Origin of the sequence: Anatilimnocola aquadivae, from assembly GCF_049819085.1 — a bacterium.
Taxonomy (GTDB): domain Bacteria; phylum Planctomycetota; class Planctomycetia; order Pirellulales; family Pirellulaceae; genus Anatilimnocola.
On sequence record NZ_CP187419.1, the window covers coordinates 3,200,907 to 3,227,732 of the forward strand.

A 26,826-nucleotide genomic window follows, 5' to 3' on the forward strand; every position below is an offset into this window, starting at 1 on the left:
CATGATTTGATCATGACCCGCGAAATTTCAAATTCAACGTAGTAACCTACCGAGCCGCAACCGCCACTCCAGCCGCTTCGGCCAGTTTCTCAGCCAGGTCGGTCTTTTCCCAGCTAAAGCTGGCTTCGTCGCGACCGAAGTGACCACCGGCTGCCGTCTTTTGATAGATCGGGCGGCGAAGGTCGAGGTGAGCGATGATGCCCTTGGGAGTCAGCGGGAAGAACTTGCGGATGAGCTTGCAGATCTTCTCATCGTCAACGCGGCCGGTGCCTTGAGTGTCGACATGCACGCTGACCGGGTCAGCGACGCCGATGGCGTAGGCGAGTTGAACTTCGCAGCGGTCGGCCAGGCCGGCAGCGACGATGTTCTTGGCCACGTAGCGAGCCATGTAAGCAGCCGAGCGATCGACCTTGGTCGGATCCTTACCGCTGAAAGCGCCACCACCGTGACGACCCCAGCCGCCGTAGGTGTCGACGATGATCTTGCGACCCGTCAAACCGCAGTCACCGTGCGGGCCGCCCACTTCGAAGCGACCGGTTGGGTTGATGTAGAACTTGATGTCGCCTTGGTTCAACTCGGCGGGCAGTTCTGGCAGGATCACTTGTTCCTTGACGAACTTGGCGATCTCTTCGTTGCTGACTTCTGGCGTGTGCTGGGTCGAAACCACGACGGCGTCGATGCGAACGGGCTTGTCGCCGTCGAATTCGACCGTCACCTGGCTCTTGCTGTCGGGACGAAGCCAGTTCACTTCCTTCTTGAAGCGAGCTTCAGTCAAACGGTTGATAATGCGGTGCGACAGGGCGATCGGCAGCGGCATCAATTCGGGAGTATCGTTGCAGGCATAGCCGAACATCAGGCCTTGGTCGCCAGCGCCGTCGCGGTCAACGCCCATGGCGATGTCCGGGCTTTGGCTGTGCAGGTGAACGTCGACCTTGCAGGTATCGGCGCTGAAACCGATCTTGTCGTCGGTGTAGCCCACTTCGCGAATGACCTTGCGGGCCACTTGCTCGAAGTCAACTTTTGCCTTGGTCGTGATTTCGCCGGCGAGGCAGCAGAAATCGGTGGTGACCATGGTTTCGCAAGCCACGCGACTGGCCGGGTCTTGGGCGAAGATGGCATCCAGAATGCCGTCCGAAATTTGGTCGGCCAACTTGTCTGGGTGGCCCATGCTGACAGATTCGCTCGTGAAGAAATATTTACCCGATGCCACTGCGTTCACTCCTGACGAAACCGGCTAGAGAGGGCACACCTTGTCTACTGATTCGCAGCCCCCTGATTTACGGGAAATCAGCGGTTCCACAAGGTAGGCCCGGAAGTTGGCTGATTATAGACCCCGCTGTCGCTCTTTCACAACCGCTAATCACCGACCCATCGCGTCAACGCGGCTTCCCCACTGCTTCAATCTGACATCGCGAAGCCTTCCGGCAAATCCGCTGGCCAGCGGCCGTTATCTGACCACTGAAATATGAAAACCTGGCCCGCCGAACCTCTGGCGGCCTGCGGAAAAATGACACGCTTGATAACCATTTTTGATAACCAAATGAGCAACTCGCGAAAGCGGTTATCAGCCCGCTAAGTGGCTGACAGTCAATGCCTTACGAAGCGGCCAGTCCGTTATTTCCCGTTTTGGTGATAACCGTTTGATAACCTGATTTGGCACCTTGAACAGTCTCGCGTCGACGCGCCGTCCCGATAACTTTTCGAGTCCTCGAAACACCATCCATCCGTTGCGCCAAGTGATCCGAGTCCAGCGTAGCTCTGTTCGAGTGCGCGTGCCAAGGCAGTGCCGGCGGAAGCCGTAACCAAATTCCCATGCGGTCTCATTGTCGTCACCCTTGCTAGGCTCGTACTGACGAAGCACCAAAATGACAAATCCATAGAGAAGGACATTGTCGCGAGTTGGTGCGCATAAGTCAAATAGATTGTTATAAATAATCGCCGACGCTGACAGCATATGGCAGCCTGCCAGTGGCAATTCGGTCATTGGTCGTTGTGGATGCAAATCAGCCCGCGTCCAGTTCGAACCAGCCAGCTTCGATCGACGGCGGCTACGCCATAGACGACATCCGTGGTCGAGATTGAGTTCTCACCAAGGAGTTGGGCCGTGTCTGCTGCCTGATAGACGGCCACGCTTCCTTCCTTGCAAAAGAAAAACACGCGTCCATCGCTGGCAATGGGCGACGCCCAACAGGCGGCCGGCAAACGCTCGCTCCATTGGATACTGCCATCGGCCAGGGCGACACATTGCGCCACTCCGACGCGATTGACGAAGTAGACTCGCCCCTCGTGTACCAGCGGTGAAGCGTAGCCGGCGCTGGCTTTGCTCGACCGCCAAGCCAAGTGACTCACCGAGACATCGCCGGTACCACCCAAACGAATCGCGATGCTCCCGGCCAGCGCAGGATTCGGGGCAGGCCGCGCTGGTGCCGCGGCCTCCGAGCCGCCGGCACTCGCGCCCCCAGTTCGTCTGCCGCCGCCGCCCGCTTCGGCCGAAGCGCCAATGACAACCAGGTCACCCGCAATCGTCGGCGACGCCGTGCTGTTTCCCTGCACCTCATTCATGAGCCACAGTTCCGCTCCGTCCCGCGCATCCAAGGCCCGCACGCTTCCGCTGGTAGAAACGACAACTTGCGTCTTGCCATCGCGCACGATGACGGCCGGCGTGCTCCAGCCCGTTTGCGAGGGATGGTCGACCTTCCAGCAGTTCTCGCCCGAACGGCAATCGAGCGCCAGAATGTAGGACGGACCTCCATGCGTGACCTGAACAATCAACTTGTTGTCGGCCAGCACGGGGGAACTGGAAAATCCATGCGGCCCTTTGATCTCGCCATAGTCTTTGACAAACGACCGTTGCCACAGCAGTTTGCCGGCGTGCGTGAGGGCGAAAACATCGCCGCTCTCGAATAAAAAGTAGACCCGTTCCGCATCCACCACGGGCGTCGGAGCTCCCCGGCTGACGGCATCGCTGTCTTTCACCCGCTGAGTGCCCGCGTAATCTTGCTGCCACAGTGTCTTGCCATCGGCGAGCGAGATCGCCAGCAAGTGCAGATGCTCTTTTTCATCCCCCGACACGGCACTGACGAAGATTCGATCTTTCCAGACAACCGGACTCGCCTGACCATAGCCCGGCAGGCGGATGTTCCAATTGCCGTTGCCGCGACCACGTTGTTCCCAGGTGGCAGGCAGACTCATCGCGGTGGAGTGGCTGTCTCCGTGGCCGCGAAAACCCGGCCAAGTATCGGCACCCTGAACGGCCGGACCAAGCTGACCAATGAGGGCGAGGGTGAAGAGCAAGGTAGCAGGATATCGGACGATCATGAGAAGCCTTTCAGGTTAGGGAATTGCAAGTTCCAGTGTTTGCTCGTTGGTAGACCAGGTCTTGCGCAGCGGCGTGCGCTGCGGATCGCTAGTCTCACGCGGCAAGTGGATAGGAGCGGGACTGACCGATTCCAGGGTAAATGCGTATTCGCCAGCGGGCAGATGGAGCGGCCCCGTTGCGCCGGGCAGCAACAATTCGAACGCTCCATCGGCCTTCGTCACTGCGAAGCCCACCTGCTGAAAATCGCCCGTTCGATACACGCTGATTTGTACATCGCTCAGCCCGCCACTTGCGCTGCGTAGCGTCCCTTTCGTTCCGCCCACCACGCCACGCTCGGGCGAGCAACCGGCCAAGGCGAGTAAGGCAATCGCCAGAAGATAATGAAGGGAGCGCAGCATGGGCACTTCGGCAGGGTTTGAAGTGTTGACGTGGAGGGCGGAAATCGGGATGCCAGACATCGAAATCGGTTAGTGTCCCGACGAGCTGCCGATGACTTCGATCTTCGAAGGTGAACCACCGACCTTGAACTCCGCGGCAATTTCTTGCCGGCGAACTCGCAGCAGACTCAGCGTGCCGTCGCCCGGATTGGTGAAGACCGCGTGCCGTAGATCGCCGACGAAGGCGGCATCGTGATGCCCGGCGTGACCATCCACTTTGCTCTTCCCGACCTTGAGCACTTTCGCAACCTTGGCATCGGTAAAGACACCGTCAGTGTTGGGATCGAGATCGATCAGCGACAAGTGGTGCTCGGCGTCGCTCGCGTCCGCTGGATCATGAAACACGAGCGCCATCGGCCACTTGCCGGTGGTCATACCCGCGATGGGTCCGACCGGCTTGGCGTTTTCTTCGAGTTGCAGCGAGATTTTGACAGGCTTCGGCTCGTTGCTAGTCGCATCGAGTACTTGCAACGCAGCTTCGGCACCACTGCCGGTGACAAACATCACATGCTTGCCAAAGTTGCTGAACGCTCCCGTTCGTACAGGTTTGTCCGCGGCATTTTTGCCGAGCGAGAGGTGATTTACTTTCACGGACGCGGCCGACTGCGAGCCGTTCGCATCACCCTGAATCCAGCAGATGCCATCGCTGGGGGCAAAAAAGACCTTGCCGCTGTTGGCTGTCGCGCCATGAATGCCACCGCTCGGCAGCTTCAGCGAATAAGCAATCTTTCGTGTGGCAAACGGCGTGACATCGACGCGTCCCTCATTCTCGCCGCTGCGGTCGATCCAGCTCGAATAGCCAACGGTTTTTTGGAGCGCAGCGAGTGTGATGTGGCCGCCGCCGCCGGGAATGAACTGCGTTTTGGCAACGATTGCCGCGCTGTTGTCGCCTGGCTTGATGGTGGCGGGATCGATCCGCGTGTAGCCCGCCAGCTTGTCGTTTGCCAGATAGAAGATCTCGTCGTAGACATACAAGTGCGCGGGGTTCCCCTGCTTGTCGTCGAGCTTCATCGCCCTAATGCGCGGCTGGCCGTGGTAAGTCGAGTGAGCATGCCCGCCGTGATCTTCGCTGCCGACTCCGCCCTCGATCAGCACCCAGCCACTCTGCGTTTTCCCCTCGTCCGAGTCGCGCACACCAACCAGCAACATCCCCCGCGCGGCTCCCATTTGGACGAGCGTTTGAGTCTCTGCATCCAGCTTGGGAAAGCCCGCCACATCTTGCACCGGGCCTAGCGTCGGCGGCGAACCGGCATACAGATCAGCCCAGCGCAGCGTTCTGGCATTGTCGTCTTGAAAGAAGACCCGCGTGAGCACCACGCGCTCGGTGTCGGCTGCAAGAGTGTCACCCGTTACGCAGATAAGGCCCAATAGCAGAATGAGCAGTGAAGCAAGTTTCATCGTGAATTCCTGGAATGAGCAAGCACGAAGCCGTAATTAAGAGAGCACGTCGCTCAGGGCGAAATGACTTCGCCGCCATTCACCGAGAAAAAGGCGTGCTGCACCTGCCGATCGATCGAGTCGGTCAGCATGCGCACACTGCCATCGGCGAGCGCGACGTTCGCGCCCCCCGGATGAAAGCTGCGGGGAGCAAAGAAGCCGGTACCGTGGATGGTGATATCGGGCACGCGGCTATTGGGCGAACTGTAGCCATTGATGAGCACGTTCTGCGTGAGACCGCGGAGCCAAGAGACGCCGCGCCCCGTGCCCGCTTGTCCGCCGCGCCAATTGGTTCCTGCCGCTGCGATGGGATTCAAATCGGGATTGGCGATGATCCCACCGGGCCAACCTCCACCACTGCCGGTGTAGCCCGGACCTGAACCGGGAGAAGTTCCGCTGGAGCCGAGTGTTTTGCGGTAAGGAAAACTTGGCATTGTTCCCGCGGGCAACGCGATATCGAGTCCATCGCCGCGGATCGCTTCCGCCGCAAAGACCGAGTTGGAGGTTCCGTCGGTGATATCGGCAAAGCGAATCGCGGAATTGGAAAACACCACCCCATCCGTGCGGTGGCGATCGTCGTAGTTCGTGCCCGTTCCACTCCCCGTGCTCAGCATGTAGTTGTTCCCCGCAAAGCGATACGCCTGCGGCGGACTGCCGAGGGTGGCAGTGTAGACTCGCGGCGCGGGATCGCTGGGGCAAAGAAACGTCGGCACGACCTTGTCGAAAACCGCCAAGTACAGCGGGTTCGGCACCTGGCTGCCCCCTGCACCGGTGTACGTTGGCACCGAGAAATCGAGTTGTGCGAACAGGTTCGTCTGCTCGATAAACGGCAGCAACCGGGCCTGCGGCGAGTAGCCCGTCGAGCCCGTACACATCGGAAACGTCAGGTAGGTGCTCTCGTAGTTGTGCGCCGCCAGCGCCAGCTGTTTGAGATGGTTCTGGCACTGCATCCGCCGCGCTGCCTCGCGCGCCGATTGCACCGCCGGCAGCAACAGGGCCACCAAGACTCCAATGATGGCAATCACCACCAACAACTCAACCAGCGTGAATCCGCGTCTGGATCGATTCATTTCATTCACCCTTCGGTAGTATATGCAACTCGTGTGCATGTAATGCTCTTGGGTGTTTTAGCTATTTGCAATTGAATTGCAATATGGCTGGGGCGATTTTTTGGCAGTTTGCCCGGTTTAGGCTGAAACATTGTGAGGCGCCGAGCCATCTGATAGCATGGAACTACGTGGTCGCTTCCCTAACTACTTAGCTGCGAATCGATTACGTCCCCGCCGCATCTCTCCCCCGCCTGCTCGATGGTCTTCTTCATGCGCAGCACTCTGATCGCGTTTTGTCTGCTGATTGCTGTGAGCCACATGGCCACAGCCGCCGAGCGCACGACAGACATCGATTTTCAGAACGAGGTCCAGCCGGTCCTTTCGCGGCATGGCTGCAATTCCGGAGGTTGCCACGGCAAAGCCAGCGGGCAGAACGGTTTCCGGCTCTCGCTGTTTGGTTTCGATAACAAGTTCGACTACGAAGCCATCGTGCGCCATGCCCGCGGCCGGCGAATCAGCCCAACGGCTCCCGAGCAAAGCTTGCTGCTGATGAAGGCCACGGGGGAAGTACCTCACGGTGGCGGTCAGCGACTCGAGAAGGGAAGCGAAGGCTACGAGACTTTGAAGCAATGGATTGGCTCTGGCGCACCAGCTTCGTCGCCCGATGCACCGACCGTCGTCAAACTGCAGATCGAACCGACGCAAGTTGTCTTCCAGGCCGATCAAACGCAGCAACTCAAAGTGCTTGCGACCTATTCAAACGGCGACCGCCGCGATATTACCCGGCAAGCTTCGTTCGACAGCAACCTGGACGTGATCGCAGCCGTCAACGAAGAAGGTCTGGTGCGAGTTAACGATCAGCGCGGCGAAGCGGCCATCATGGCTCGCTACATGGGGCAGGTTGCCGTCTTCTATGCGATTCGTCCGCATGGCGAAGCACTCAGCGAGATTCCAGGCTGGACACCCAACAACTACATCGACCGCCTCGTCGCCGAAAAGTGGAAGAAGCTTGGTCTGTTGCCTTCGCCGGTCTGCGACGACGCCACGTTCCTTCGCCGCTTGACGATTGACCTGTGTGGTCGCTTGCCGACGACGGCCGAAGCTCGCGAGTTCCTCGCCGATCAAGAGGTCAACAAGCGGCAAAAACTGATCGACAAGCTGATCGACTCACCCGATTACCCGGCCTATTTCGCCACTCGCTGGAGCGCCATCCTGCGGAACAGCAATCTGGCTGGCGCCGATCGCGCGGCCTATGCGTTTCATAGTTGGATCAAAGACAATCTCGCTCAGAACAAGCCTTACGATGAATTCGTGCGCGGCATCGTGGCCGCTGCGGGCGAATGGCAAGACTCGCCAGCGATTAATTGGTACTGGCAAAGCCGCGACGATCAATTGCACACAGTTACTGCCGATACGGCTCAGGTTTTCCTTGGTCTGCGGCTGCAATGTGCCCGCTGTCATCATCACCCCTACGAGCGCTGGGGACAGGAAGATTACTACGGTCTCTCCGGCTTCTTCACTCGGCTTGGTCGCAAGAGCTTCGGTGAGCCGCCGCCGTATTTTGCCTCGGCTCAGGTAAGCACCGGTGAGAAGAATCCCCTCACGAATAAAGCGCCCGAGCCAAAATACCTCGACGGTGCTTATGCCAAGTTCACTCCTGAGGAAGATCCTCGGCACGCGCTGGTCGATTGGATGGCCAAGCCCGAGAATCCCTTCTTTTCGAAGGTGCTCGTCAATCGTTTCTGGGGACACTTCTTCGGCCGCGGCATTGTTCACGAAGTCGACGACCTGCGCGAATCGAATCCTCCTTCGAACCCTGAATTGCTGAACGCGCTGGCCAAGGATTTTGTCGATCACAAGTTCGACATGAAGCACATGATCCGCACGATGGTCAGCAGCCGCGTGTATCAACTTTCCAGCGAGCCCACCGAGCACAACCTGCACGATAAGCAGAACTATGCCCGCTACTACGCTCGCCGCGTTATCGCCGAGGTCTTTGCCGACGCCGTCGACCAGGCCACTGGCAGCCGAACGAAATACAGCAACATGTCGGCCGCCAGCCGCGCTGTCGATTTGCCCCACGAAGGCTTTGGCTCCTATTTTCTCGATACTTTCGATCGCCCTCGCCGTGTCAGCAGCTGCGAGTGCGAACGGGCCACCGGGGCTACGCTCGCTCAGGTTTTGCTGCTCGCCAACAGTGACGACCTGGAAAACAAAATCGCCAGCGGCGAAGGAAAGATCGCGCGCCTGCTGAAGGAAAAACGGCCGGCGAAAGAGATCATCGATGAACTTTATCTCGGCGCTCTCGGTCGCTTTCCAAATGCCGACGAACTGACCAAGACGCACACCTTTGTCGAATCCATTCCCGCCGATAAACAGCAGCAGGCTCTTGAAGACATTCTGTGGGCCGTGCTGAATACCCGCGAGTTCATGTTCAACCGCTAAACAACCTGCCAAGGTCTCTCCATGCTCACCATTCACGGCGAATCGTTTAGGAATTGCGATCAGGTTGCTCGCCGCGACTTCCTCAAGGTCGGCGCGTTAACGCTCGGTGGACTCTCACTCGCTGATCTGCTGCGCTATCAATCGCAAGCTGGTGAAAAGTCGGCCAAGAAGAAAGCCGTGATCCTGCTCTATCTGGCAGGCGGTCCTAGTCACATCGACATGTACGATCTCAAGCCGGATGCTCCCGCCGAGATTCGTGGGGAGTTCCGCCCGATCAAAACGAACGTCGCGGGACTCGACGTGGGCGAGCATCTGCCCATGCACACGACGCACATGCATCAGATGTCGGTCGTGCGCTCGGCCTATCACACCAACGCGGGTCACGGCATGGGCAGCCAGTGGATGCTCACCGGCTGGCAACCGACGATCGAAGTGAACGACAACATTTTCCCGGCAACGGGTTCGGTCGTGGCCAAGGTGAAGGGGCCGAATGAACCGGGCTTGCCCGCATACGTGACGCTGCCGAATCGCACTCCCTTCAGCAAAGCTGCGTACTTGGGTGCCGAGTGCAATCCGTTCACGCCCGACTCCGATCCCAATCAAGATGGCTTTCAAGTTCGCAATTTGAAGTTACCTGGTCGCGTGACTCCGGAACGATTGGACCGGCGTCGCAACTTGCTTTCTCAGATCGATCAGGTTCGCCGCGATATCGACACCAAGGGAGACATGGTCGGCATCGACAAGTTCTATCGCGATGCCATGGAGATGGTGACCAGCGATAAGGCCCAAAAGGCCTTCAACTTGAAGGATGAAGATCCCAAGTTGCGAGAGAAATACGGCCGCCACGATCTGGGCCAGTCTTGCTTACTCGCCCGCCGATTAGTCGAAAGCGGCGTGACGTTTGTCACGGTTCAAACTGGCGGGGGCTGGGATACTCACGGCGATAACTTCAACCAACTGAAGAACAATCTGTTGCCCAAGTACGACCGAGCGCTTACCACGCTGGTGCAAGACATTCACGACCGCGGACTGGATAAGGACGTGCTCGTCATCAGCTATGGCGAGTTTGGCCGCACGCCGCGGATCAATCCGGGTGCAGGTCGCGATCACTGGCCCGGTGCCATGAGTGTGGTCTTCTCCGGCGGCGGCTTGCAGATGGGGCAAGTTATTGGGGCGACGAACGACAAGGCCGAGTATCCCACCGAGAAGCCCTACACACCGGGGTGCGTGCTTGCGACCATGTATCACTGCCTGGGCATCGACTACAAGCAGGCCTTCTTCGATCACGCTCGCCGGCCCATGCCGATTTTGAACGAAGGCAAACCCATCGCTGAATTGGTGTAGGCGTATGGTTCCCGGGATCGATCCCAAAGTCGACTACGCTTTTAAGAAGCTCCTTGGATCGGAGAACACCACCGATTTGTTGGTCTCGTTCTTGAATGCGGTGCTTGACCCATTGCCGCAGCACTTGATCCAACATGCGGAAATCCTGAATCCGTTTCAGCCGCAGGAGTCGGAAGACGACAAGCTTTCGATCTTGGATATTAAGGCCCGCGATGGATCGGGACGCTTGTTCAACATCGAGATGCAACTGGTGCCCGCGTACTTTTTGCCCGAGCGGATTCTGTACTATTGGGCTCGCTTGTTTCAAGACCAACTGTTTGCCGGCGACGACTACAGCGAACTTCGCCCGACGATCTCCGTCTGCGTTAGCTCCTTACCGATGTTTCCTCAGTCAACACAGGCACACTCCAAGTTTCGCTTGCTCGAAGAAAACTCCAGCTTTCCATTTACCGATCGGATCGAGCTACATACGCTAGAATTAGAGAAGTTCCGATCCGGAGAAATAGCGATCTCCAGCGACCTGGAATGTTGGATGTACTTTCTGAAGCATGCAGCCGGCTTTGACGGAGCCAAGTTGCCGCAGCCACTCGACCAGCCGGTGTTTCACCGAGCCATGGAGGTTTTAACCATGATTCAGCAAAACCGAGCCGAACACGAACTGTACGAGGCAAGGCTGAAATTTCAGCTCGATGAGAATACGAAACGGCGGATGATGGAAACAGGAATGCAGCAAGCCCTGGAGCGAGGTTTGAAGGAAGGTCGCGAAAAGGGACTAGAGCAAGGCATCGAGCAGGGCATCGAGCAGGGCATCGAGCAGGGCATCGAGCAGGGCATCGAGCAAGGCCTCCAGCGAGGAATGACTACTGGTGCAATCATCGAACGCATCAGGGTTTTCGAAGAACTGCTCGGATGGACCGTTTCGTCAGTTCAAGTCTTAAGCGAACTCACCGTCGAAGAACTTCAAGAGCGCGCGACGAAAATGAAGACAGAATGGACAGAGCGAAATGCCCGCAACTAGCAATATCATTCGTTGCGTACTTGCAGCTTTGCTAGTCACGCTTTCTTCGTCTGCGGCTCGCGCCGAACTCCCTTCGCCACGCCTGGACCGCGTCGCGCCGCTGGGCGCTGCAGCGGGCAGCAGTGTGGAAGTGCAAGTCTCGGGAAGTGAGATCGACGACCTGCAATCGCTGGTGTTCGATCATCTGGGAATTGTCGCCAAGCCTGTCGAAGGAAAAGACCTCAATAAAGATCGCAAGTTTGCTGTGACGATTGCCGCCGATGTGCCCGAAGGTACCTACGATGCTCGGGTCACAACCAAGTGGGGCGTCAGCAGTCCGCGCTTATTCGCCGTGTCGCGTGGTCTGGCCGATCAGGCTGAAACTGAGCCAAACAACGATCCTGCGACGGCTCAGCAGTTGTCGGTGAACTCGGCCCTCAATGGTCAGAGCGACGGCAACGACCGTGATGTCTTTCGCATGGCACTCAAGTCGGGCGAGAGGATTACCATCGATTGCCAGGCGGCTCGCCTCGATGTGCAACTCGATGCCGTGATGCAAATCCTCAGTAGCGACGGCCGTCAACTTGCCAGCAGTGGCGACTACTTTGGCCGTGATCCTTTTATCGATTTTCAAGCACTCGCGGATGGCGACTATTTTGTTGTCGTGCACGATCTGTCCTATCGCGGCGGTCTCCCCTACCGTCTGATCGTCAGCAACCGTCCGTATGTGGAAAACGTCTTTCCCCGGGCGATCCAAACGGGACAAACGGCTGAACTCACCGCATGGGGACGCAACCTGTCTGGCAAAAGCGAAGCCAAGTTCTCGCTCACTCCGCCTAGCGACGCGGCCATTGGTATGTACCGCTTCTTCGAACATCCCACGGCTCACTCGGTGGCACCCACTGCCGCTACCTGCACGCTCGATGGCTTTCAGGTCCGGCCCGATCTGGGCGGAGCATCGCTCAACGCGGTCCCCGTGGTGCTCGTCGATTCGGCGGTGAGCATCGAGCAGGAGCCCAATGAAACGCTCGAGTCGCCCCAAGCGATTTCGCTGCCCGCGGTCATCAGCGGCAAGTTCGATCAGCCTCGTGATGCTGACTGGTACGAGTTCAGCGTCGATGAGACCGGCCCGTATGCACTCGATGTTTACTGCGAACGGATCGGCGGCCAGGCCGATCCGTACGTGGTCTTCGTCGACGAGAAGGGAAACCGCTTTCAGGAGTTCGACGACTTCGGCCATCGCGTTGACGCCTTCGATGGCCACCTGCGAGATCCCTCGGGCATGGTCAATCTCACCGCCAAGCAGAAGTATCGCCTGCTCGTGCAAGATCGCTACCGCCGTGGCGGCCCACGCTATCAATACGTCCTGTCACTTCGCAAGCCAATCCCTGATTGTCATGTCGCGGCCATTCACTCGCAAAATCCCGGTCCCGGCGGCACCACGCTTCGCGCGGGCTCGGCCATTCACATCGATCTGATCATTCACCAACGCGATGGCTACAAGGGACCAATCACCATCACCGCCGAAGGTCTGCCCACTGGAGTGCATAGCGAACCCGCCGTCATCAATTCCAACAACCACGGTTCGTTCGTCGTTTGGGCCGATGAGAACGCCGCGAACTTCGATGGCCCCATCAAGCTGATCGCCACCGGCCGGCGCGGTGACGAAACCATCACTCGTGAGGTTCGCCCATACTCGCGCGTGTGGCAGGACAATCCAGCCTCCAGCCGACCGACACGGCAATTGATGCTCTCTGTCCGCGAACTCGCGCCCTTCGGTCTGCAGTTCGAAAGCAACAAGCTCACCATCGAAGCTGGCAAGAAGGGTGAAGCCAAGCTGCAACTCAAACGCCTCTGGCCCGACTTCACCGGCCAACTCAGCCTGCAGTCGTTTGCACCACCAGGCTCCATCAAAATGAACCTTCCGCAAATCGCTGCCGGTGCGAACGAAGCGACCGTCACCTTCGACGTGCAGAACAACACGCAACCCGGCGAGTACACCATCACCCTCCTCGGTCAGGCTCAGGTCCCTTTCGAAAAAGATGCCAAGAAGGGAAAGCAAAACACCCTCGTCACGCTCGCCGCAAGACCCATCACCATCACGGTGACGGCGGCGACCAAGTAGGCCGGCAACAAGCGGCGCTCCGTGATGTTCCGGCATTTCTATTTGTCTTACTCGCCCCCGCCCCTGCGGCGGGGGTTCATTGGCTTATGCACTAGCGGCGTCAAACCTTCACTCTGCCGGAACGCTTGCTCCGACCAACGGTTGAATTCGCGCCTCCATACGCGCGTAAACATCAGCGGCCGGCACCCGCTGGCCGCCATCGAGTTGAGCGAATCCCTTGCCGACTTCTTCGCGCAGCGCTTCGCGGGCCTGCAACAATCGCAGTCCCTCCGCTAACACGTCCTCGGCATTCAGAAATCTTCTTTCAGACACCAACCGTTGCACGAACGGCACCATGTCAGCGGGAATCTCAGTAGTCATGGTCGCCTTCCGAGGGTAATAGATGTGTTCCTAGCACTATTGTCCTACAACTTCTTAATCTTGATATTCCGCAGGCTCAGCGGCAGACCGTGATCTTGAAAGCCGATCGCGCCCGTCTTGGGACGAGTCTTGAGCTTGTCGTTGGTCAGATCGACTTCGTTGACCGTCTCGCCATTGAGAACCACAGTTAGCGTGTCGCCCTTCGCGGTGATGACAAAGCGGTTCCACTCGCCGGCGGGCTTCGAAGTGTTCTTCGTGGGTGGCAAGCCGGGGATGATGCCGCCGCTGTCGTGATCGGTCAGCTTGGCGTCGGCGGCTTTGCCGTGCGAAGCATAAATCTGCACTTCGATGCCACTGCTCACAGGCTGCTTCACGTCCCCCACATGAAAATAGAACCCGCTGTTGCCACCTTTCTCCACCTTGTATTCAAAGTCGATCTCAAAATCCTGGTACTCACTTCCCTTGAGCCACAGGTAGGCATCGTACCGCTGCCAGCCCTTTTCACCTTCGCGCGGCTTGAGCGTGACGACTCCGTCCTCGCCCAGCACCCAGTTGCCCGTCGTCGTCCAGTTTTTGGAAAGGTCTTTGCCCGTGAGCAAGTTGTCGTCTTCGGCCGAAGCAACAGTGGCAACAGCCAGGCAAAGCGCGAAAGCGAGAGCCAGTGGAGAGGTGAGTTTCATTCGTAGATTCCTTGATTGAAGTTGTTGCGCATTTAGGTAACCCGAAGCGTCAGCGAGGAGAGCGATCGATGAGTTCATGACGTGAACTGAGGGTGGTTCGTTCGCTGGATTTCCAAGACCTGAGTGCTTGCTAACGACTGCGTATTTTCTCGACGCTTTGCTGTTAACGGCGCTCTCCTCGCTGACGCTTCGGGTTTCCTTTACGTTGGGCCTACTATACTCACTGCTTTTCACCGGGCACATCAGCCTCCGGCACATCGAGCGCTGGGTTCTGTGCAAAGAAGCCCGAGGGGACGAGCAAAAAGCCGGAGTGCGCGGCCGACATCACGGGCCACTCTTCGGCGCGCGGTACATGCGTGACGGTCATTGTGTACCATATCACCAGGTCTTGCTTCTCGAGCGATTCGTCGCCGCTCCACTGCGGCAAGCCTTCGCTGGCCGCTCGTTGCCGCGGATAGTCGCCTGCCGCGTGCAGTTCGTTCTCTTTGTGCTGAGTCACCCACAGGTGATGGTCGATATAGCCGGCGCGCTTGCGCACGATTGAGTTCGCTCCCAGTTTCGGGACACAGTTGGCCCCCGGTTCCAGCAAATAGCCCGAGAAGTGGCCGAGTTCATTGGTCGCTGAGGGGTTATAGATCTTCCAGCGGCGATGTTCCTGCAAGTTGAGATTCCGCCTCGCTTCGCGCTCGGTGCGCAGCGGCGTCTCGAGGTGAATAAACGCATTTGCGGCTGGATTATCGGGCCCAGCGCCCGCGGGCTTCACGCTCGTCTCGACCACGCTGTTTGCCGCGCCGTCGACATCAAAATCCAAGCGAAAGCTGAAGATGTGCTGATGATTGGCAGCGACCACGCTCTTGCCGACGAGGGTTCCGTAACGCTGATCTCCCTGCGCTTCGCCGGCCGCGCCGCGCTCGACCGCTGCACACTTTTCACACTTTTGCGGGACCACACCTTTCACCAGCAAAAGGCCCGTCAGGTCGACGCGGGCCTCCAGTGTGCCGTCCTGATGAAAGATCCAATTGATCCCGTAGTCGTAGTTGCCCACCGTCGTTACGGTGCCAATCACCAACTGCCGCGCGCGACGAATCACCACTTGCCCCGACGTTTCGTCATAGTGCTTCCAGAGCACGCCACCATCCTGCTCGTACACGCCTACCGAGGTTGGCTTTACGTAAGGCTTGCCGAGGTCATCGACGAACGTCGTATCGAACAACTTGGCATTCGCGGGCACATCTTGCCCCAGCACCAGCGAATTGCACGTTCGGCCGAGCCCATATTCACCCTGATCGAAGGCGCTCCGCCAGTTCCAAGTGGCCGAAGCATCGCCATAAGGCACGACCATTTCGGCGACGGATGCGCGATGCAGAATCGGCCGTACCTTTCCCTTGTCTTCGTAACCAACCGTATGCAGCACCAGGCCTTCGCGCGGATGTAGCGAATAGCGGAACCGCCACTTCTGCCAACGAATCTCGTTGCCGTTCACTTCAAAGCTGACCCCCTCAGGCTGCGAAACGACCAGCGGCTTGGGTGCCTCGCGGGGCTGGATGTTGTTCTTCGCAAAGATGTCAGTCCCCGGATCGTTCGAAACCGCCACCACGCCCGTATCGATCAGCTGATGGACCTTGCCTGTATCCAGATTCACAATCGCGATTACCCCTTCGACGGGCCGGCCATACGCGTTGGTTCCTTCGCCCCGATAGAACGACAACACCCGCATCAGCCTGGCGGTTTCGAGCCCCGGGAGCGAGAGATAACCGGGAGCCCAGGCATCAAGATTGACCTGCTCAAACTTGTCGATGCCGCGCTTCTTCATTGCCGCTTGCCACTGCGGATCCGCCCGGACGATGTTGGTCACCACTTCGTACTCGCCCAGCAGCACCGTGGGCTGAATACCCGGCACCATCTTCCAGGTCGTTACTTGGCCGGCAGAAAGATCGACGGTCGCCTCATAGCTTCGCCGGTGCTGACGATCGAGCACGACGGCGCTCGCCCGCCGGGGCACCAGCTTTCCTTCCGCAAACGACCGCAGTTCCTGCTTCGTCGGTTCCAGCAAACTGAGCATGGGAAAGAGCAACTCTCCTTCCTTGCCATGTTGCGCGCGGATCAACTCGACGCTCCGGTTCAACTCGGCGTCGGTCAGCGGCAACAGCGGGTGAGCCTCTTCGGCCGCATCTACCAAACGGGCCAACATCAAGCAGCTGAATACAAACCAGGCGACAGTTTTCATCGAGCAACCTTCATACGTGAAGTGGACAGGGGATCCTTCCGGTAGGTGAGCACCGAGTTTCGCGACTTTCCGCGCGCTTGCCAATCGGCATTCGCTCGAAGTGACTCAACCTTGCCAGTCGGCGCGGATTCGTTAAGGGAAATGCTCCCACTCGACTAACCTCGCTTGAACAGCCCCTTTGCGAACAATGTTGCAGTCCATTTTGATAACTTTTTCGTTCGTTTGTTCGATTTCGCCAGCCGCGTTCAAGCCCTTGCCTGCCAACAACTTTCGTGCTCTCACAGCCCGTAATCACTCGATTTCTTGATAACCGTTTGATAACCATTTTTGCCACTCCTTCGCTGATCCCCCTGAACAGTACCGTGCCAAGCGACTCGGTCCACACGAACGGCCGACAGACCGCCATAACTAATTCGCAATGAGCGACGATCGGAAAACAGTTACGACAAGATATGGGGATCGAATTGATATATAGAAACTGACCATGTACGTTAAACATTGTCAAGATGTTGTGGAGTGAAGTAGCGGACGGTGATGGCGAGTCTTGGCGGCACCCTACTTTTTTCTTGTTTGACAAAGAATCACGGGAAGCGCAGATTCCAGGTTGCGTGGTTTTTGACGCGGCGGATCAAGGGACCGGCGAGGAAGTCGGTGCGGTCGATGAGCGTGCGCGAAGTGGATCAGGCGGCACCCGATTGGTGGTGGAGAAGGCGAATGGGAACGTCCGTTGGCGACGGCGAAGCAGCCTGAGTTGGAGTGTCCCCTCGCCAACGCGTCTGGCAACTGGGGAGAGGGAGTGGAGATGGGGGAAGATAATAACTGGTTATCACCCAGTCGTCAGTATTTGCGATTGTCTCGGCGTAAGTGGAATGCCGGTGAGAGGTGCGAGCAAATCGTTATCGCGAAAAAACGGCTGAAAAGGTTATCAAAAATGGTTATCAGAACGTGGCGCGAGTCAGGCTGCCCAGTGCTGTGTACTGGCTTCACCGTATCCGTTCATGCCAGTACTTCACGTCGCTCCCAGTGCAGACACGTTTCAGGAAACCCGAAGCGTCAGCGAGGAGAGTGCTTCCCGTCGCACGGAAGTGTGATCGTAGTCAGGCCATTCGCTTCGCCCGGATCTGATTCGCCACGAGAGTCTGGCGAACGAATTGCGAGAGGATTCCGGTCCGTGCCTCCCGTGCGCTCTCCTCGCTCACGCTTCGAGTTACCTCAGAAAATGCCAAGCGTGAATGGGTTCGCCCACGCGGTTGCGCGGGCGAACTTGGTATGCGCTAAGGTATTTCAGCAGTCGCCAATGGCCCGATTAACCTCGGAGGCAAGTACGCGCAGGCAAAAGAGGGGTGTTGAACAATGGCCGCGATAGTTGGACAAGTTCGCTGTTTTGTGAATCAGCCCATTCGCTGCAACTCGTTGCGACATAGGCAAGTAGTGATCGCGCTCGCAAAAGGGGGGTGTCCAACAACGGCTCGAATTAATCGACAAAGAGGAGGGTGCGAGGGGCGAGAGGCGAGAGGCGAGAGGCGAGGGGCGAGGGGCGAGGGGCGAGGGGCGAGAGAGGAAGACATGATGCGTAGTTTGAACATTTTCCGACCTCCGACCTCCGACCCTCTGAATCCTGTCCCTCGCCTCTCGTCCCCGTCCTCCCCCCACCCTGCGCCAATCCGCAACTTGCAGTGGCGCTTGAACTAGCGATAATGAACCGCCACGCCCGCTCCGCTCCCACGGGAATTCTGTCCGTCTTTCTTTTGGAGATGCCCGCCCGATGTCTCAAGCCAACTTGCCCAGCGAATCGACCGAAACTGAAGGTCGACGCAACTTTCTCAAAACCTCTGCTGCCCTGGCCGTTGCTGGTTCGGTCACGACAACCCTCACGGGAGCTCGCTCGTTGCATGCTGCCGGCAGCGACACGCTGAAGGTCGCCCTGATTGGCTGCGGTGGTCGCGGCACCGGTGCCGCCGTCGATGCGATGGCCGCCGATAAGAATGCCAAGATCACCGTGCTCGCCGATGCCTTCGGTGACCGCATTGAAACCGCCAAGAACTCGCTGAAGAACCCGCTCGGCGAACAGCTTGATGTGAAGCCCGAGAATTGCTTCGTGGGTATCGATGCTTACAAGCAAGTGATGGCCAGCGACGTCGATGTCGTGCTGTTGTGCTCGCCGCCGGGCTTTCGCCCAGCGCACCTGCGAGCTGCCGTGGAAGCGGGCAAGCACATCTTTTGCGAGAAGCCAGTCGCCGTCGATGCTCCGGGCGTGCGCCACGTGCTTGAGTCGGTCGAAATGGCCAAGCAGAAGAATCTCAATCTCGTTTCAGGTCTGTGCTGGCGCTACGACTACGGCGTGCGCGAGACGATGAAGCAGATTCAGGATGGCATGATCGGCGACATCGTCGCCATTCACGAGAACTATCTCGCTGGTCCTCTTTGGCATCGCGGCCGGGAGGAAAAGTGGACCGAGATGGAATACCAGATGCGTAACTGGTTGTACTTCACCTGGCTCTCGGGCGATCACAATGCCGAGCAACACATTCATAGCCTGGATAAGGCGATGTGGTTGATGGGCGATAAGCCCCCGTTGTATTGCTACGGCATCGGCGGTCGCCAGGTGCGCACCGAACCCAAGTGGGGCAATATCTACGACCATCATGCCGTCGTGTACGAATGGGAAAACGGTGTGAAGTGTTTCGCCTTCACGCGGCAGATGCCCGTCGGCTTTAACGAGACCGAAGACTTTGTGATGGGTACGAAGGGGAAGGCCTCGATCATCAAGCACGAAGTGGTCGCCGGCGACACCAAGTGGAAGTATCGCGGTCCGAAGCCCAGCATGTATAAGGTCGAGCACGTGGAACTGTTCGGTGCTATTCGCTCGGGGACGCCGATCAACAACGGCATCTACATGTCGTACAGCACGCTGCTCGCCATCATGGGCCGCATGGCGACCTACACCGGAGAGAAGATCACCTGGGAAATGGCGATGAACTCGAAGGAAGACCTGACTCCACCGAAGCTGGAGTTCGGCGATACTCCGATTCCGACCGTCGCCATTCCTGGTACGACGAAGTTCTCGTAAGACTGAGCCGGTCGATCGAAAACTAGAATTGGCGAGCTTGTTCCCTGCAGGAGCAAGCTCGCTTTTTGTTGGGCTGCGAGGTTGCACTTTCTGAAGACCTGGGTCTAACCTGCCCGGCTAAAAGACTTGCTCACGGAGGTTCCGCAAGTAAGCTGTCCCCTTACGCACTTCGGGTGGAGCATATCCTGCCATGCTCGCTGGTTAGTGCGCACTCGCCGAAAGTGCTACGGCGCTGGCCGCGTAGCAAACACGGTTCTGAATGATTCCTTCCCGCGCAATGAAGCGCCATAACGGGGCGCGCGCCTGCCGGCTCGAACAACTCGAGCCTCGCTTGGCCATGGCTGCCGCTTGGCAAAACCCAGGTCAGCCTTTGGATGCCAACAACGATCTACTGGTGAATCAGGCCGATTACCAGTTGCTGTTCAACGCGTATCTCGCGGGCAAGGCAACGAAGCCGCTCGGCACGCGCGCGGCCGGTTCGACGGAGCCTTACTTCGATGTGAATGGCAACGGCAAGTTCGACTTCGCCGACTACAACGACACCTACTCGGTCGTGGTTCTAAAGAAGCCGCTCGTCACTGCCAAGCTGATGACCGACGCCATCATCGGCGGCCGAGTCATTAGCGCTGCCGCCACCGACAAGCTGCAAGGCCGGCTCAATCAAGGCTCATGGGCCGATCTGAGTGCGCGCGTCTCGGCAAGTCAATTTCAACTGACCACCGCTGATTACCTGACCATGAGCGGGGCATCGCTCGCGGCCGGCACTCACAACCTGGAACTGCGTCTGCTGCGTGGAACGAAGGTCATCAGCACCGTGATGGATCTGGCGTTTATTTACGAAGGCCCGATTGTCTCGTCGGTGCCTCCGGTTGATTCACCACCCGAGGTTGATCCACCACCAACGGACCCGCCGCCAACGGACCCGCCGCCAACGGACCCGCCGCCAACGGACCCGCCGCCAACGGACCCGCCGCCAGCGGACCCGCCACCGGTTGATCCGCCGCCACCCGTCACACTGACTCTGCCAACACTCCCCGCCTGGCAGAATCCGGGGCAATCGCTGGACGTGAACAACGACTCGCTGGTGAACCAGGCCGACGTCACGCTGCTGATGAACGCAGGTCTCGCCGGCAAAATCTCGAAGCCGCTGGGAGCCCGCGTCGCCGGTTCGGCGGAGCCTTTCCACGACGTCAACGGCGACGGCAAGTTCGAGTGGTCCGACTACAACCTGGTCAGCAATGCGGTGCTGCTGAAGACACCAACAGTTACTGCCGGCCTGAAGCAAGATACGGACATCGTTGGTGATCGGCTGACCACCAACGCCACGTTGGTGGGACGCGTCTTCAATGCTGCCGCTACCGACAAGTTGCAAGGTCGCTTGAACCAAGGGGCGTGGAGCGATCTCTCGAGCTACGTCGCCGGCGCCCAATTCGAGCTTGGTTCCGTAGCCCTGGCAGCGATGCGCGGGCCAGCACTGACGACGGGTGTTTACACCGTTGAACTTCGCTTGCTACGTGGTACCAAGGTCATTGGCAACGGGATGGACCTGCAGTTTGGGTACACTTCGCTCGAAGCACCTCCGTCGGTCGTGCCTCCCGAAACTCAGCCGGTCGGTGATCCGACTGTCGTCACGCAGGTTCCCTGGACGGGCTCGCAAGTACCGGGGGTGGTGGTCGACTTTCAAGCTACGAGTAGCGGGCAATATATCGGTTCGCCCAGCATCGTGATTCTGCCTAACGGCGATTACGTGGCCACACACGATCTGTTTGGTCCATCGTCGGCCGAAGATACCGTGAAGGTCTTCGTCTCGAGCGATCAGGGAGCGACGTGGCAACTGCGCAGCACCATCGTCGGACAGTTCTTTTCGAACCTGTTTCTGGTCGATGACAGCCTGTACTTGATGGGGACGAAATCGGAAATCGGGAGCGTGCTGATTCGCCGCTCGACCGACGGCGGCGTCACCTGGACGTCACCGACGGAGAGCACCACGGGTCTGTTGCTCAATGGTTCGTACTCCACCGCACCGACGCCGACGGTGACCCACAATGGCCGAGTGTGGCGCGCGATGGAGTTTGTCGCCGCGGGAATTTGGGGCCTCAACTATCAGCCCTTTGTAATGTCCGCGTCGGTTGGTGCGGACTTGCTACTTGCCAGTAGTTGGACGAGCAGCAACAAGATCGTTCCTCAAGGCACCTGGTTGAATCGCGACTTCGGCGGCTTTCTGGAAGGGAACATTGTCATCGCGCCCGATGGCAGCGTGGTGAATATTCTGCGCGTGCATCAACCCAGCTTTAGTGAGAAAGCGGCGCTGGTGCGGATCTCGGCAGATGGAACTACCGCGACCTTCAACCCCACGCAGGACTTCATTGACTTTCCTGGTGGCTCGAAGAAGTTCACGATTCGCTACGACCAAGTAAGTGGCAAGTACTGGACGCTCGCCAACATGGTTCCGCCAGCCTACGCGGGGCTGGAACCCGTGCAACGGACTCGTAACACACTAGCGCTGGTGTCGTCGACCAACTTGCGCGACTGGCAAGTGAATCGCATCGTGCTGCAGCATGCCGACGTGGAAACCACCGGCTTCCAATACGCCGATTGGCAAATTGCCGGCGACGATCTGGCAGTCGTCATTCGCACGGCATTCCGCGACACGCAGGGAAATCTTCCGCCGTCGGCGCACGACTCGAACTACTTGACCTTCCTGCGGATCAAGAACTTTCGGCTGAGCAACTAGACCGCCGGCGAGCATTTGTCAGCGGTGACTTCGCAAGCGAAGACTAGTGGTGACCGTCATGGGAAGGCGCCGCTTCTGCGCGTAGCATCCGCTTGGCGAGGCTCGTACAAGCCTCGTCGTCGTTGCTCCACAAGCTCGCGAGCCAGCCTTGCACCCGGCGGCGAGACAGGGTGAGCCAGTAACGACCCGTTTCGAGTTGCCTGCGCAACGATGCTTCGTCGCCGTGATGCTCGCGAATCAGATAGTCCAGCCGATTGAGCACGCAGCTGCTCGCGTACAGGTCGGTCGCCACGTCGGCAATCCGCGCGAGTTGATATTGCCGGTCGACGATCTCCTTTTGATGGGCAATCAACAGCTTCTCGACATTCGCTCCCAGCGCCGCAATCTGCGAAGAAAGCTGGGCGGCGTCGGGTTCGAGTTCCGCGCTGCGGACAGCAATCGGAGGCGACGTGAGCAACGAGCCGAGCTTGCGGCCGCCAAATCGAGCGAGCTTCGTCAGTTTGCCGAGCGGATGATAGATCGCGTTCAAGATGCTTTCGAGTTCCAGGCCCACATCACGCATACCGACGAGCGCGCTGAAGCCGCGAAGCACATCGTTGGCCCCTTCGCCGATGGTATTGATCCGCGCATCGCGAACCATGCGCTCCCAGGGCTGATCGGTAAAGTAAGCCAAACCGCCGTGCAGTTGAAAAGTGTCGTTCAGGACAGTCCACAACAGTTCCGTTGAGAACACCTTCAGCATCGCTGTCTCGAGCATGAAGTCGCCATGTCCCGAGTCCATGAGCGCGGCCGTTTGATAGGTGCAAGATTCCATGGCGAACGTGGCGGCCTCCATGAAGGCCAGCTTTTGCTTGACGAGTTCGAAGTTGGCCAGCGGCTCGCCAAACTGCACCCGCTGCTTGACGTGCGCGAGCGCGCCTGCGACGCAGAACTTGGCCGCGCCAGTACAACTGGCGCCAAAGGTTGTGCGGCCATAGTCGAGCACCGTGAGCGCGACGCGCAGGCCTTTTCCCAACTGCCCGAGGACATTCTCGCGAGGCACATACAGGTTTTCGAATGCCAGCCGGCTCGTCGCCGTGCCACGCACGCCCATTTTCTCCATGCGCTTCTCGACGACGCGAAAGCCGGGCATATCGGGGGTGACGACAAACGCGGTGATCTTGGAATCGCCACCCTTGGGATCGGGCGTGCGCGCCATCACGGTCAGGACACTGGAGATGCCGCCGTTGGTGATCCAGCGTTTCTCGCCGTTGAGGACAAAGCCTTTGCCATCGGGCGTGGGCGTCGCCTGCGATTGCACATTGGCGGCATCGCTGCCGGCTTGAGGCTCGGTGAGTGCAAACGCACTGATCCATTCGCCGGTTGCCAACTTCGGCAGATACTTCGCCCGCTGAGCTTCGTTGCCAAACAGCACCAGCGCGCGCGGACCAATCGAATGATGCGCGTTTACAAACAGAGCCGTGCTGCCGCAATGGCCGCCGAGAATCTCCAGCACTCGGCAATAACTGGTTTGCGACAGCGACATGCCACCAGCGCTCTCCGGCAGACAAGCGCCGAGAATGCCGATGCGGCCGAGACCATCGATCACCGATTGGGGAATCTCGGCTTGTCGGTCAATCGCCACCGGGTCGATCTGCTCGCGGCAAAACAGCCGAAGTTGGTCGAGCAGAATCGGGACACGGGCGTCAGGTTCTCGAACCGGATAGGGTAGCAATGCCTCGCGACGATACTCGCCAAAAAAGAGTCCCTTCGCAAAGCCTGGCTCAGCGGGGGCATTCCCTAGAATCTCTTCCGCCTGCTTCATCTGCTTTTCGCGGTCCACAGAATTCATATCGCTGTCCTTGCTGCTGCTCAATGAAGGGAGAGGGATCAGTCAAGTTATTATACGGTACTGCGCGCAAAGTCATCTTCACGACGCACGACCAGCACCGCATCGTGCCGATCGTCCAACGACCAGTCTTCCGAAGAATGACAAAGCTGTAAGCAGTGCCTCTCGCAGTCGGCGTCAGAGAAGCGGGTAGCAAGCTCTCCAGGGTGCAGCAGGAAGTCGCGCGGAGGCTTTTCGTGCTTCGTGAGATTAATCGTTGTCGGCTGAATCATGACAAACACGCCCAGCGGCGAGAGAGCGTCACGAATCAAATCCGGCGTGGGCTGCCACAAGTAGCAAATCGACAAGATCAGGTCCCAAGGTCCTTCGGGAAGACCTTGCCGCTCCAGATCGTGCTCGATGGTTGCGAGCTTCACACCCGCATCGGCTGCGCGATGTTGCGCTACTTGCAGCCCCACCGCAGAGACATCGGCGAGCGTGACTTGAAACCCGAGTTGTGCCAGCCAGATTGAATGTCGACCACCACCGCCGGCCAGATCGAGCGCGCGGCCGCGCGTCGGTGGCAGCCAATCGCTCAGGCTAAGGAGCACCGGCGATGGTTTTCTCGGCGCGAAGTCGGGATCACTGTACTTGGAATCCCATTTTTCTCGATCTTCGGCAGACATGGTTGTTCCTTGCTACTTCAACGGTCTCAGCTGGCGAGTTTGCCGCTCGCGATTGATCCATTGCCAGGCAAGCGGCGATTGCTGGAAAAACCGAACGAGCTGTGTGGTGGATACACCCAGTTGCGTTGCGGCAGACGATAGATCGAATTCATGCGCACTGGCACAATCGAGCGCTTCGGCCAGTAACGCAGGAAAGTCGAGGTGCTCGTCGCTAACGGTGAGCTTGCGTCCTGTGGCCCGAGTTTGCCACAGTGTGCTCGGCTGCGAGTGAATGTCGTAAGGCTGCCGAACTTGCAGGGCGAGCGCGAGTCGCAATCGAAAGATCGCCATGCTCTTGTTTTGTGCTTGGCTCCGCCGCTCGCTCGCTTCGGTCCGCACACCCGTTGGCTGATGCGTGACGACGACGGCCGTCTCTACCTTGTTGCGATGCTGACCTCCGGGACCACTACGTTTGGTCGTCTGAAACGAACAAGCCGCCAGTAACTGCTCTTCGGCAATGGCGGCCGGATGATTAAAGGCAAGTGGTTCAGACATTGGAGTGACGCCGAGGAACGAGCAGTTTACACTGCAGAATGTAGTGCCCCAGCAGTGAGATGGCGAGTTCCGCAGTACAAAAGATAGGAGGAAGACGACGAATGCCCGACGTCACGATTCGCGTTCGCGAACATGGACCGCTGGTCGTTACCGGCGCTGTGAACCTGGTCGATGCTGCCGGCAATCCCATTGCGATTCCTGCCGATAAGCCCAACATCGCTCTTTGTCGCTGCGGTGCATCACAGCTCAAGCCATTCTGCGATGGAGCGCACAAAACGTGCGAACATTTTCTCAGCAGCCTGCCCCCAATGCCGCCACCGAATTAACGGCATTTAAGCTTCATCGCCGGCAAACAGGTGACAAAAGCTTTCGTAGCGACGGACATCCAGGCGGCCATCAGCCACGGCATCTTTCACCGCACAATCGGCTTCGTGCTGGTGGGTGCAATTCGCGAACCGGCATTGGCTGACATAGGGCCGCAGGTCGCGATAGTAGCCGGCGACTTCTTCGGGAACGACGTCCCAAAGTTGAAACTGCCGAATGCCGGGAGTATCAACGACATAGCCGCCCGCTTCGAGCGGAATCAGTTTGGCCACGGTGGTCGTGTGCCGTCCTTTTTCGTTTTCCTTGCTCACCCGGCCAACTTTCAACTCGAGACCAGGCTCGATGACATTCAGCAGCGAGCTTTTGCCGACGCCGCTTTGCCCCGCGACGACACTCTCTTTCCCTTTCACCAGGCGACGAAGCCGCTCGACACCAATTCCCTTGATAGCCGAGAGCAGCAGTACTTCGTAGCCCATTTGCCCAAACACACCGGCCAAGGGTTGCAGGTCAGCAGGGTCGATGAGGTCGACTTTATTGATGCAAATGATCGGTGGAATCTGCATCCGCTCGGCTTCGACCAACAGGCGGTCGATCAGGTTTGGCTTGAGCGTTGGTTCGGCCGCGCTCGTGACGATCAGTAGTTGATCGACGTTCGAGACGAGCACATGTTGTCGATTGCGACTGGTGCGACACACGATCGACCGGCGAGGCTCGATGCGCTCAATCACTCCTTCTTCTGGCCCCGATTGCGTGAAGATCACCTGATCGCCAGCCACTACCACGTGACGCAAATCGGTACTCAAACTCTTGAGGACGCCGCGCGTCGAGCATTGAAAAATCTTGCCATCGGGCGCTTGCACGACGCTGGCCAGCCCATGCACGCTGAGCACACGGCCGGGCATTGTCGCTTCGTCTGCTTGAGGCTGCACGGCAAAGCCCCCCGCAGATACAGCGTCATCTTGCCCGACCACCGTCCGCCGGCGAGTTAAGTCCCCCTTGCCGCTAACGCGTTCCTCCTTCACTTGATCGTCTGTGAGATTCTCTTTGAGAAAATCGCGCGTGAGGTCACCCCGGCGCACTCGCCCTTGATGATTCTTGCGGAAGTCGGTCCGAATTTTTCGTTTGCGTTCGGTCATGAATGCTCGTTAACGGAAGGTGTTGTCCTCGCTTCACTTTCGACGATTCGGGCAATCAAAGCAACTGCCCTGCGCCGCCCTTGTGTGCCCGCGCGAATTTGCTAAAATCCGTGCT

Annotated in this window: 19 protein-coding genes; 7 read left to right on the forward strand and 12 right to left on the reverse strand. The window is 58.5% G+C overall.

The window, feature by feature from the left end:
* Positions 1-46: 46 nt before the first annotated feature.
* The 5 genes from metK to NA78x_RS13005 all read right to left on the reverse strand — a co-directional run bounded on the left by metK (position 47) and on the right by NA78x_RS13005 (position 6,263).
* Positions 47-1,210 (reverse strand): methionine adenosyltransferase, encoded by a 1,164-nt coding sequence (metK, locus tag NA78x_RS12985; protein WP_425618879.1) that lies wholly within the window; start codon positions 1,208-1,210, stop codon positions 47-49.
* A gap of 770 nt (positions 1,211-1,980) precedes the next feature.
* Positions 1,981-3,318 (reverse strand): PQQ-binding-like beta-propeller repeat protein, encoded by a 1,338-nt coding sequence (locus NA78x_RS12990; protein ID WP_425618880.1) that lies wholly within the window; start codon positions 3,316-3,318, stop codon positions 1,981-1,983.
* Between the two features lie 15 nt (positions 3,319-3,333).
* A complete protein-coding gene (locus NA78x_RS12995) occupies positions 3,334-3,717 on the reverse strand; it encodes a hypothetical protein (protein ID WP_425618881.1) in 384 nt (127 codons plus the stop codon).
* Between the two features lie 69 nt (positions 3,718-3,786).
* Positions 3,787-5,154: a hypothetical protein gene (locus NA78x_RS13000; RefSeq protein WP_425618882.1), complete on the reverse strand. Its 1,368-nt coding sequence runs from the start codon at positions 5,152-5,154 to the stop codon at positions 3,787-3,789.
* 53 nt (positions 5,155-5,207) lie between these two features.
* Positions 5,208-6,263 carry a DUF1559 domain-containing protein gene (locus NA78x_RS13005; protein ID WP_425618883.1) on the reverse strand — a complete coding sequence of 352 codons (1,056 nt, stop codon included), beginning with the start codon at positions 6,261-6,263 and terminating at the stop codon, positions 5,208-5,210.
* Positions 6,264-6,512: 249 nt separating this feature from the next.
* On the opposite strand from NA78x_RS13005, the gene NA78x_RS13010 reads away from it, so the two are divergent.
* Genes NA78x_RS13010 through NA78x_RS13025 form a run of 4 tightly spaced genes read left to right on the forward strand, consistent with a single transcriptional unit; the run spans position 6,513 to position 13,153 of the window.
* Positions 6,513-8,687, forward strand: coding sequence for a DUF1549 and DUF1553 domain-containing protein (locus NA78x_RS13010; RefSeq protein WP_425618884.1), 2,175 nt, complete (start codon positions 6,513-6,515; stop codon positions 8,685-8,687).
* Positions 8,688-8,708: 21 nt separating this feature from the next.
* Complete coding sequence (locus NA78x_RS13015; RefSeq protein ID WP_425618885.1) at positions 8,709-10,031, forward strand: DUF1501 domain-containing protein; 1,323 nt, start codon at positions 8,709-8,711, stop codon at positions 10,029-10,031.
* A gap of 4 nt (positions 10,032-10,035) precedes the next feature.
* A complete protein-coding gene (locus NA78x_RS13020; RefSeq protein ID WP_425618886.1) occupies positions 10,036-11,049 on the forward strand; it encodes an Rpn family recombination-promoting nuclease/putative transposase in 1,014 nt (337 codons plus the stop codon).
* On the forward strand, positions 11,036-13,153 hold the full coding sequence (locus NA78x_RS13025; protein ID WP_425618887.1) for a PPC domain-containing protein: 2,118 nt from the start codon (positions 11,036-11,038) through the stop codon (positions 13,151-13,153). Before NA78x_RS13020 ends, NA78x_RS13025 begins: the two co-directional genes overlap by 14 nt.
* 108 nt (positions 13,154-13,261) lie before the next feature.
* Here the strand turns inward: NA78x_RS13025 and NA78x_RS13030 are convergent, their stop codons facing one another.
* The 3 genes from NA78x_RS13030 to NA78x_RS13040 all read right to left on the reverse strand — a co-directional run bounded on the left by NA78x_RS13030 (position 13,262) and on the right by NA78x_RS13040 (position 16,420).
* On the reverse strand, positions 13,262-13,513 hold the full coding sequence (locus NA78x_RS13030; RefSeq protein WP_425618888.1) for a ribbon-helix-helix domain-containing protein: 252 nt from the start codon (positions 13,511-13,513) through the stop codon (positions 13,262-13,264).
* Positions 13,514-13,557: 44 nt separating this feature from the next.
* Entirely contained in the window at positions 13,558-14,193 is a 636-nt protein-coding gene (locus tag NA78x_RS13035; protein ID WP_425618889.1) for a 3-keto-disaccharide hydrolase, read from the reverse strand.
* 220 nt (positions 14,194-14,413) lie between these two features.
* Positions 14,414-16,420: a primary-amine oxidase gene (locus tag NA78x_RS13040; protein ID WP_425618890.1), complete on the reverse strand. Its 2,007-nt coding sequence runs from the start codon at positions 16,418-16,420 to the stop codon at positions 14,414-14,416.
* A gap of 1,765 nt (positions 16,421-18,185) precedes the next feature.
* On the opposite strand from NA78x_RS13040, the gene NA78x_RS13045 reads away from it, so the two are divergent.
* Positions 18,186-19,490 carry a Gfo/Idh/MocA family protein gene (locus NA78x_RS13045; RefSeq protein WP_425618891.1) on the forward strand — a complete coding sequence of 435 codons (1,305 nt, stop codon included), beginning with the start codon at positions 18,186-18,188 and terminating at the stop codon, positions 19,488-19,490.
* 277 nt (positions 19,491-19,767) lie between these two features.
* The gene (locus NA78x_RS13050) at positions 19,768-22,224 is read left to right on the forward strand and encodes a dockerin type I domain-containing protein (protein WP_425618892.1); all 2,457 of its coding nucleotides are present in this window, start codon (positions 19,768-19,770) and stop codon (positions 22,222-22,224) included.
* 43 nt (positions 22,225-22,267) lie between these two features.
* Here the strand turns inward: NA78x_RS13050 and NA78x_RS13055 are convergent, their stop codons facing one another.
* Genes NA78x_RS13055 through NA78x_RS13065 form a run of 3 tightly spaced genes read right to left on the reverse strand, consistent with a single transcriptional unit; the run spans position 22,268 to position 25,251 of the window.
* Complete coding sequence (locus NA78x_RS13055) at positions 22,268-24,055, reverse strand: acyl-CoA dehydrogenase family protein (protein WP_425618893.1); 1,788 nt, start codon at positions 24,053-24,055, stop codon at positions 22,268-22,270.
* A 50-nt stretch (positions 24,056-24,105) separates the two neighbouring features.
* On the reverse strand, positions 24,106-24,717 hold the full coding sequence (locus NA78x_RS13060) for a class I SAM-dependent methyltransferase (protein WP_425618894.1): 612 nt from the start codon (positions 24,715-24,717) through the stop codon (positions 24,106-24,108).
* A gap of 12 nt (positions 24,718-24,729) precedes the next feature.
* Complete coding sequence (locus NA78x_RS13065; protein ID WP_425618895.1) at positions 24,730-25,251, reverse strand: peptide chain release factor family protein; 522 nt, start codon at positions 25,249-25,251, stop codon at positions 24,730-24,732.
* A 101-nt stretch (positions 25,252-25,352) separates the two neighbouring features.
* Between NA78x_RS13065 and NA78x_RS13070 the strand changes: the two genes are divergently transcribed.
* The gene (locus NA78x_RS13070) at positions 25,353-25,577 is read left to right on the forward strand and encodes a CDGSH iron-sulfur domain-containing protein (RefSeq protein ID WP_425618896.1); all 225 of its coding nucleotides are present in this window, start codon (positions 25,353-25,355) and stop codon (positions 25,575-25,577) included.
* Positions 25,578-25,583: 6 nt separating this feature from the next.
* On the opposite strand, the gene rsgA is transcribed toward NA78x_RS13070, so the two are convergent.
* Positions 25,584-26,711: a ribosome small subunit-dependent GTPase A gene (gene rsgA / locus NA78x_RS13075; RefSeq protein WP_425618897.1), complete on the reverse strand. Its 1,128-nt coding sequence runs from the start codon at positions 26,709-26,711 to the stop codon at positions 25,584-25,586.
* Positions 26,712-26,826 lie beyond the last annotated feature (115 nt).

What these genes read in the sequence shown, in the direction of transcription:
- NA78x_RS13005 (WP_425618883.1), bottom strand. Translation starts at nt 6,263, where the DNA reads ATGAATCGATCCAGACGCGGATTCACGCTGGTTGAGTTGTTGGTGGTG.
- NA78x_RS13010 (WP_425618884.1), top strand. Translation starts at nt 6,513, where the DNA reads ATGCGCAGCACTCTGATCGCGTTTTGTCTGCTGATTGCTGTGAGCCAC.
- NA78x_RS13055 (WP_425618893.1), bottom strand. Translation starts at nt 24,055, where the DNA reads ATGAATTCTGTGGACCGCGAAAAGCAGATGAAGCAGGCGGAAGAGATT.
- NA78x_RS13050 (WP_425618892.1), top strand. Translation starts at nt 19,768, where the DNA reads ATGAAGCGCCATAACGGGGCGCGCGCCTGCCGGCTCGAACAACTCGAG.
- NA78x_RS13060 (WP_425618894.1), bottom strand. Translation starts at nt 24,717, where the DNA reads ATGTCTGCCGAAGATCGAGAAAAATGGGATTCCAAGTACAGTGATCCC.
- NA78x_RS13000 (WP_425618882.1), bottom strand. Translation starts at nt 5,154, where the DNA reads ATGAAACTTGCTTCACTGCTCATTCTGCTATTGGGCCTTATCTGCGTA.
- rsgA (WP_425618897.1), bottom strand. Translation starts at nt 26,711, where the DNA reads ATGACCGAACGCAAACGAAAAATTCGGACCGACTTCCGCAAGAATCAT.
- NA78x_RS13035 (WP_425618889.1), bottom strand. Translation starts at nt 14,193, where the DNA reads ATGAAACTCACCTCTCCACTGGCTCTCGCTTTCGCGCTTTGCCTGGCT.
- NA78x_RS13020 (WP_425618886.1), top strand. Translation starts at nt 10,036, where the DNA reads ATGGTTCCCGGGATCGATCCCAAAGTCGACTACGCTTTTAAGAAGCTC.
- NA78x_RS13070 (WP_425618896.1), top strand. Translation starts at nt 25,353, where the DNA reads ATGCCCGACGTCACGATTCGCGTTCGCGAACATGGACCGCTGGTCGTT.
- NA78x_RS13040 (WP_425618890.1), bottom strand. Translation starts at nt 16,420, where the DNA reads ATGAAAACTGTCGCCTGGTTTGTATTCAGCTGCTTGATGTTGGCCCGT.
- NA78x_RS13045 (WP_425618891.1), top strand. Translation starts at nt 18,186, where the DNA reads ATGTCTCAAGCCAACTTGCCCAGCGAATCGACCGAAACTGAAGGTCGA.
- NA78x_RS12990 (WP_425618880.1), bottom strand. Translation starts at nt 3,318, where the DNA reads ATGATCGTCCGATATCCTGCTACCTTGCTCTTCACCCTCGCCCTCATT.
- NA78x_RS13025 (WP_425618887.1), top strand. Translation starts at nt 11,036, where the DNA reads ATGCCCGCAACTAGCAATATCATTCGTTGCGTACTTGCAGCTTTGCTA.
- NA78x_RS12995 (WP_425618881.1), bottom strand. Translation starts at nt 3,717, where the DNA reads ATGCTGCGCTCCCTTCATTATCTTCTGGCGATTGCCTTACTCGCCTTG.
- NA78x_RS13065 (WP_425618895.1), bottom strand. Translation starts at nt 25,251, where the DNA reads ATGTCTGAACCACTTGCCTTTAATCATCCGGCCGCCATTGCCGAAGAG.
- NA78x_RS13030 (WP_425618888.1), bottom strand. Translation starts at nt 13,513, where the DNA reads ATGACTACTGAGATTCCCGCTGACATGGTGCCGTTCGTGCAACGGTTG.
- NA78x_RS13015 (WP_425618885.1), top strand. Translation starts at nt 8,709, where the DNA reads ATGCTCACCATTCACGGCGAATCGTTTAGGAATTGCGATCAGGTTGCT.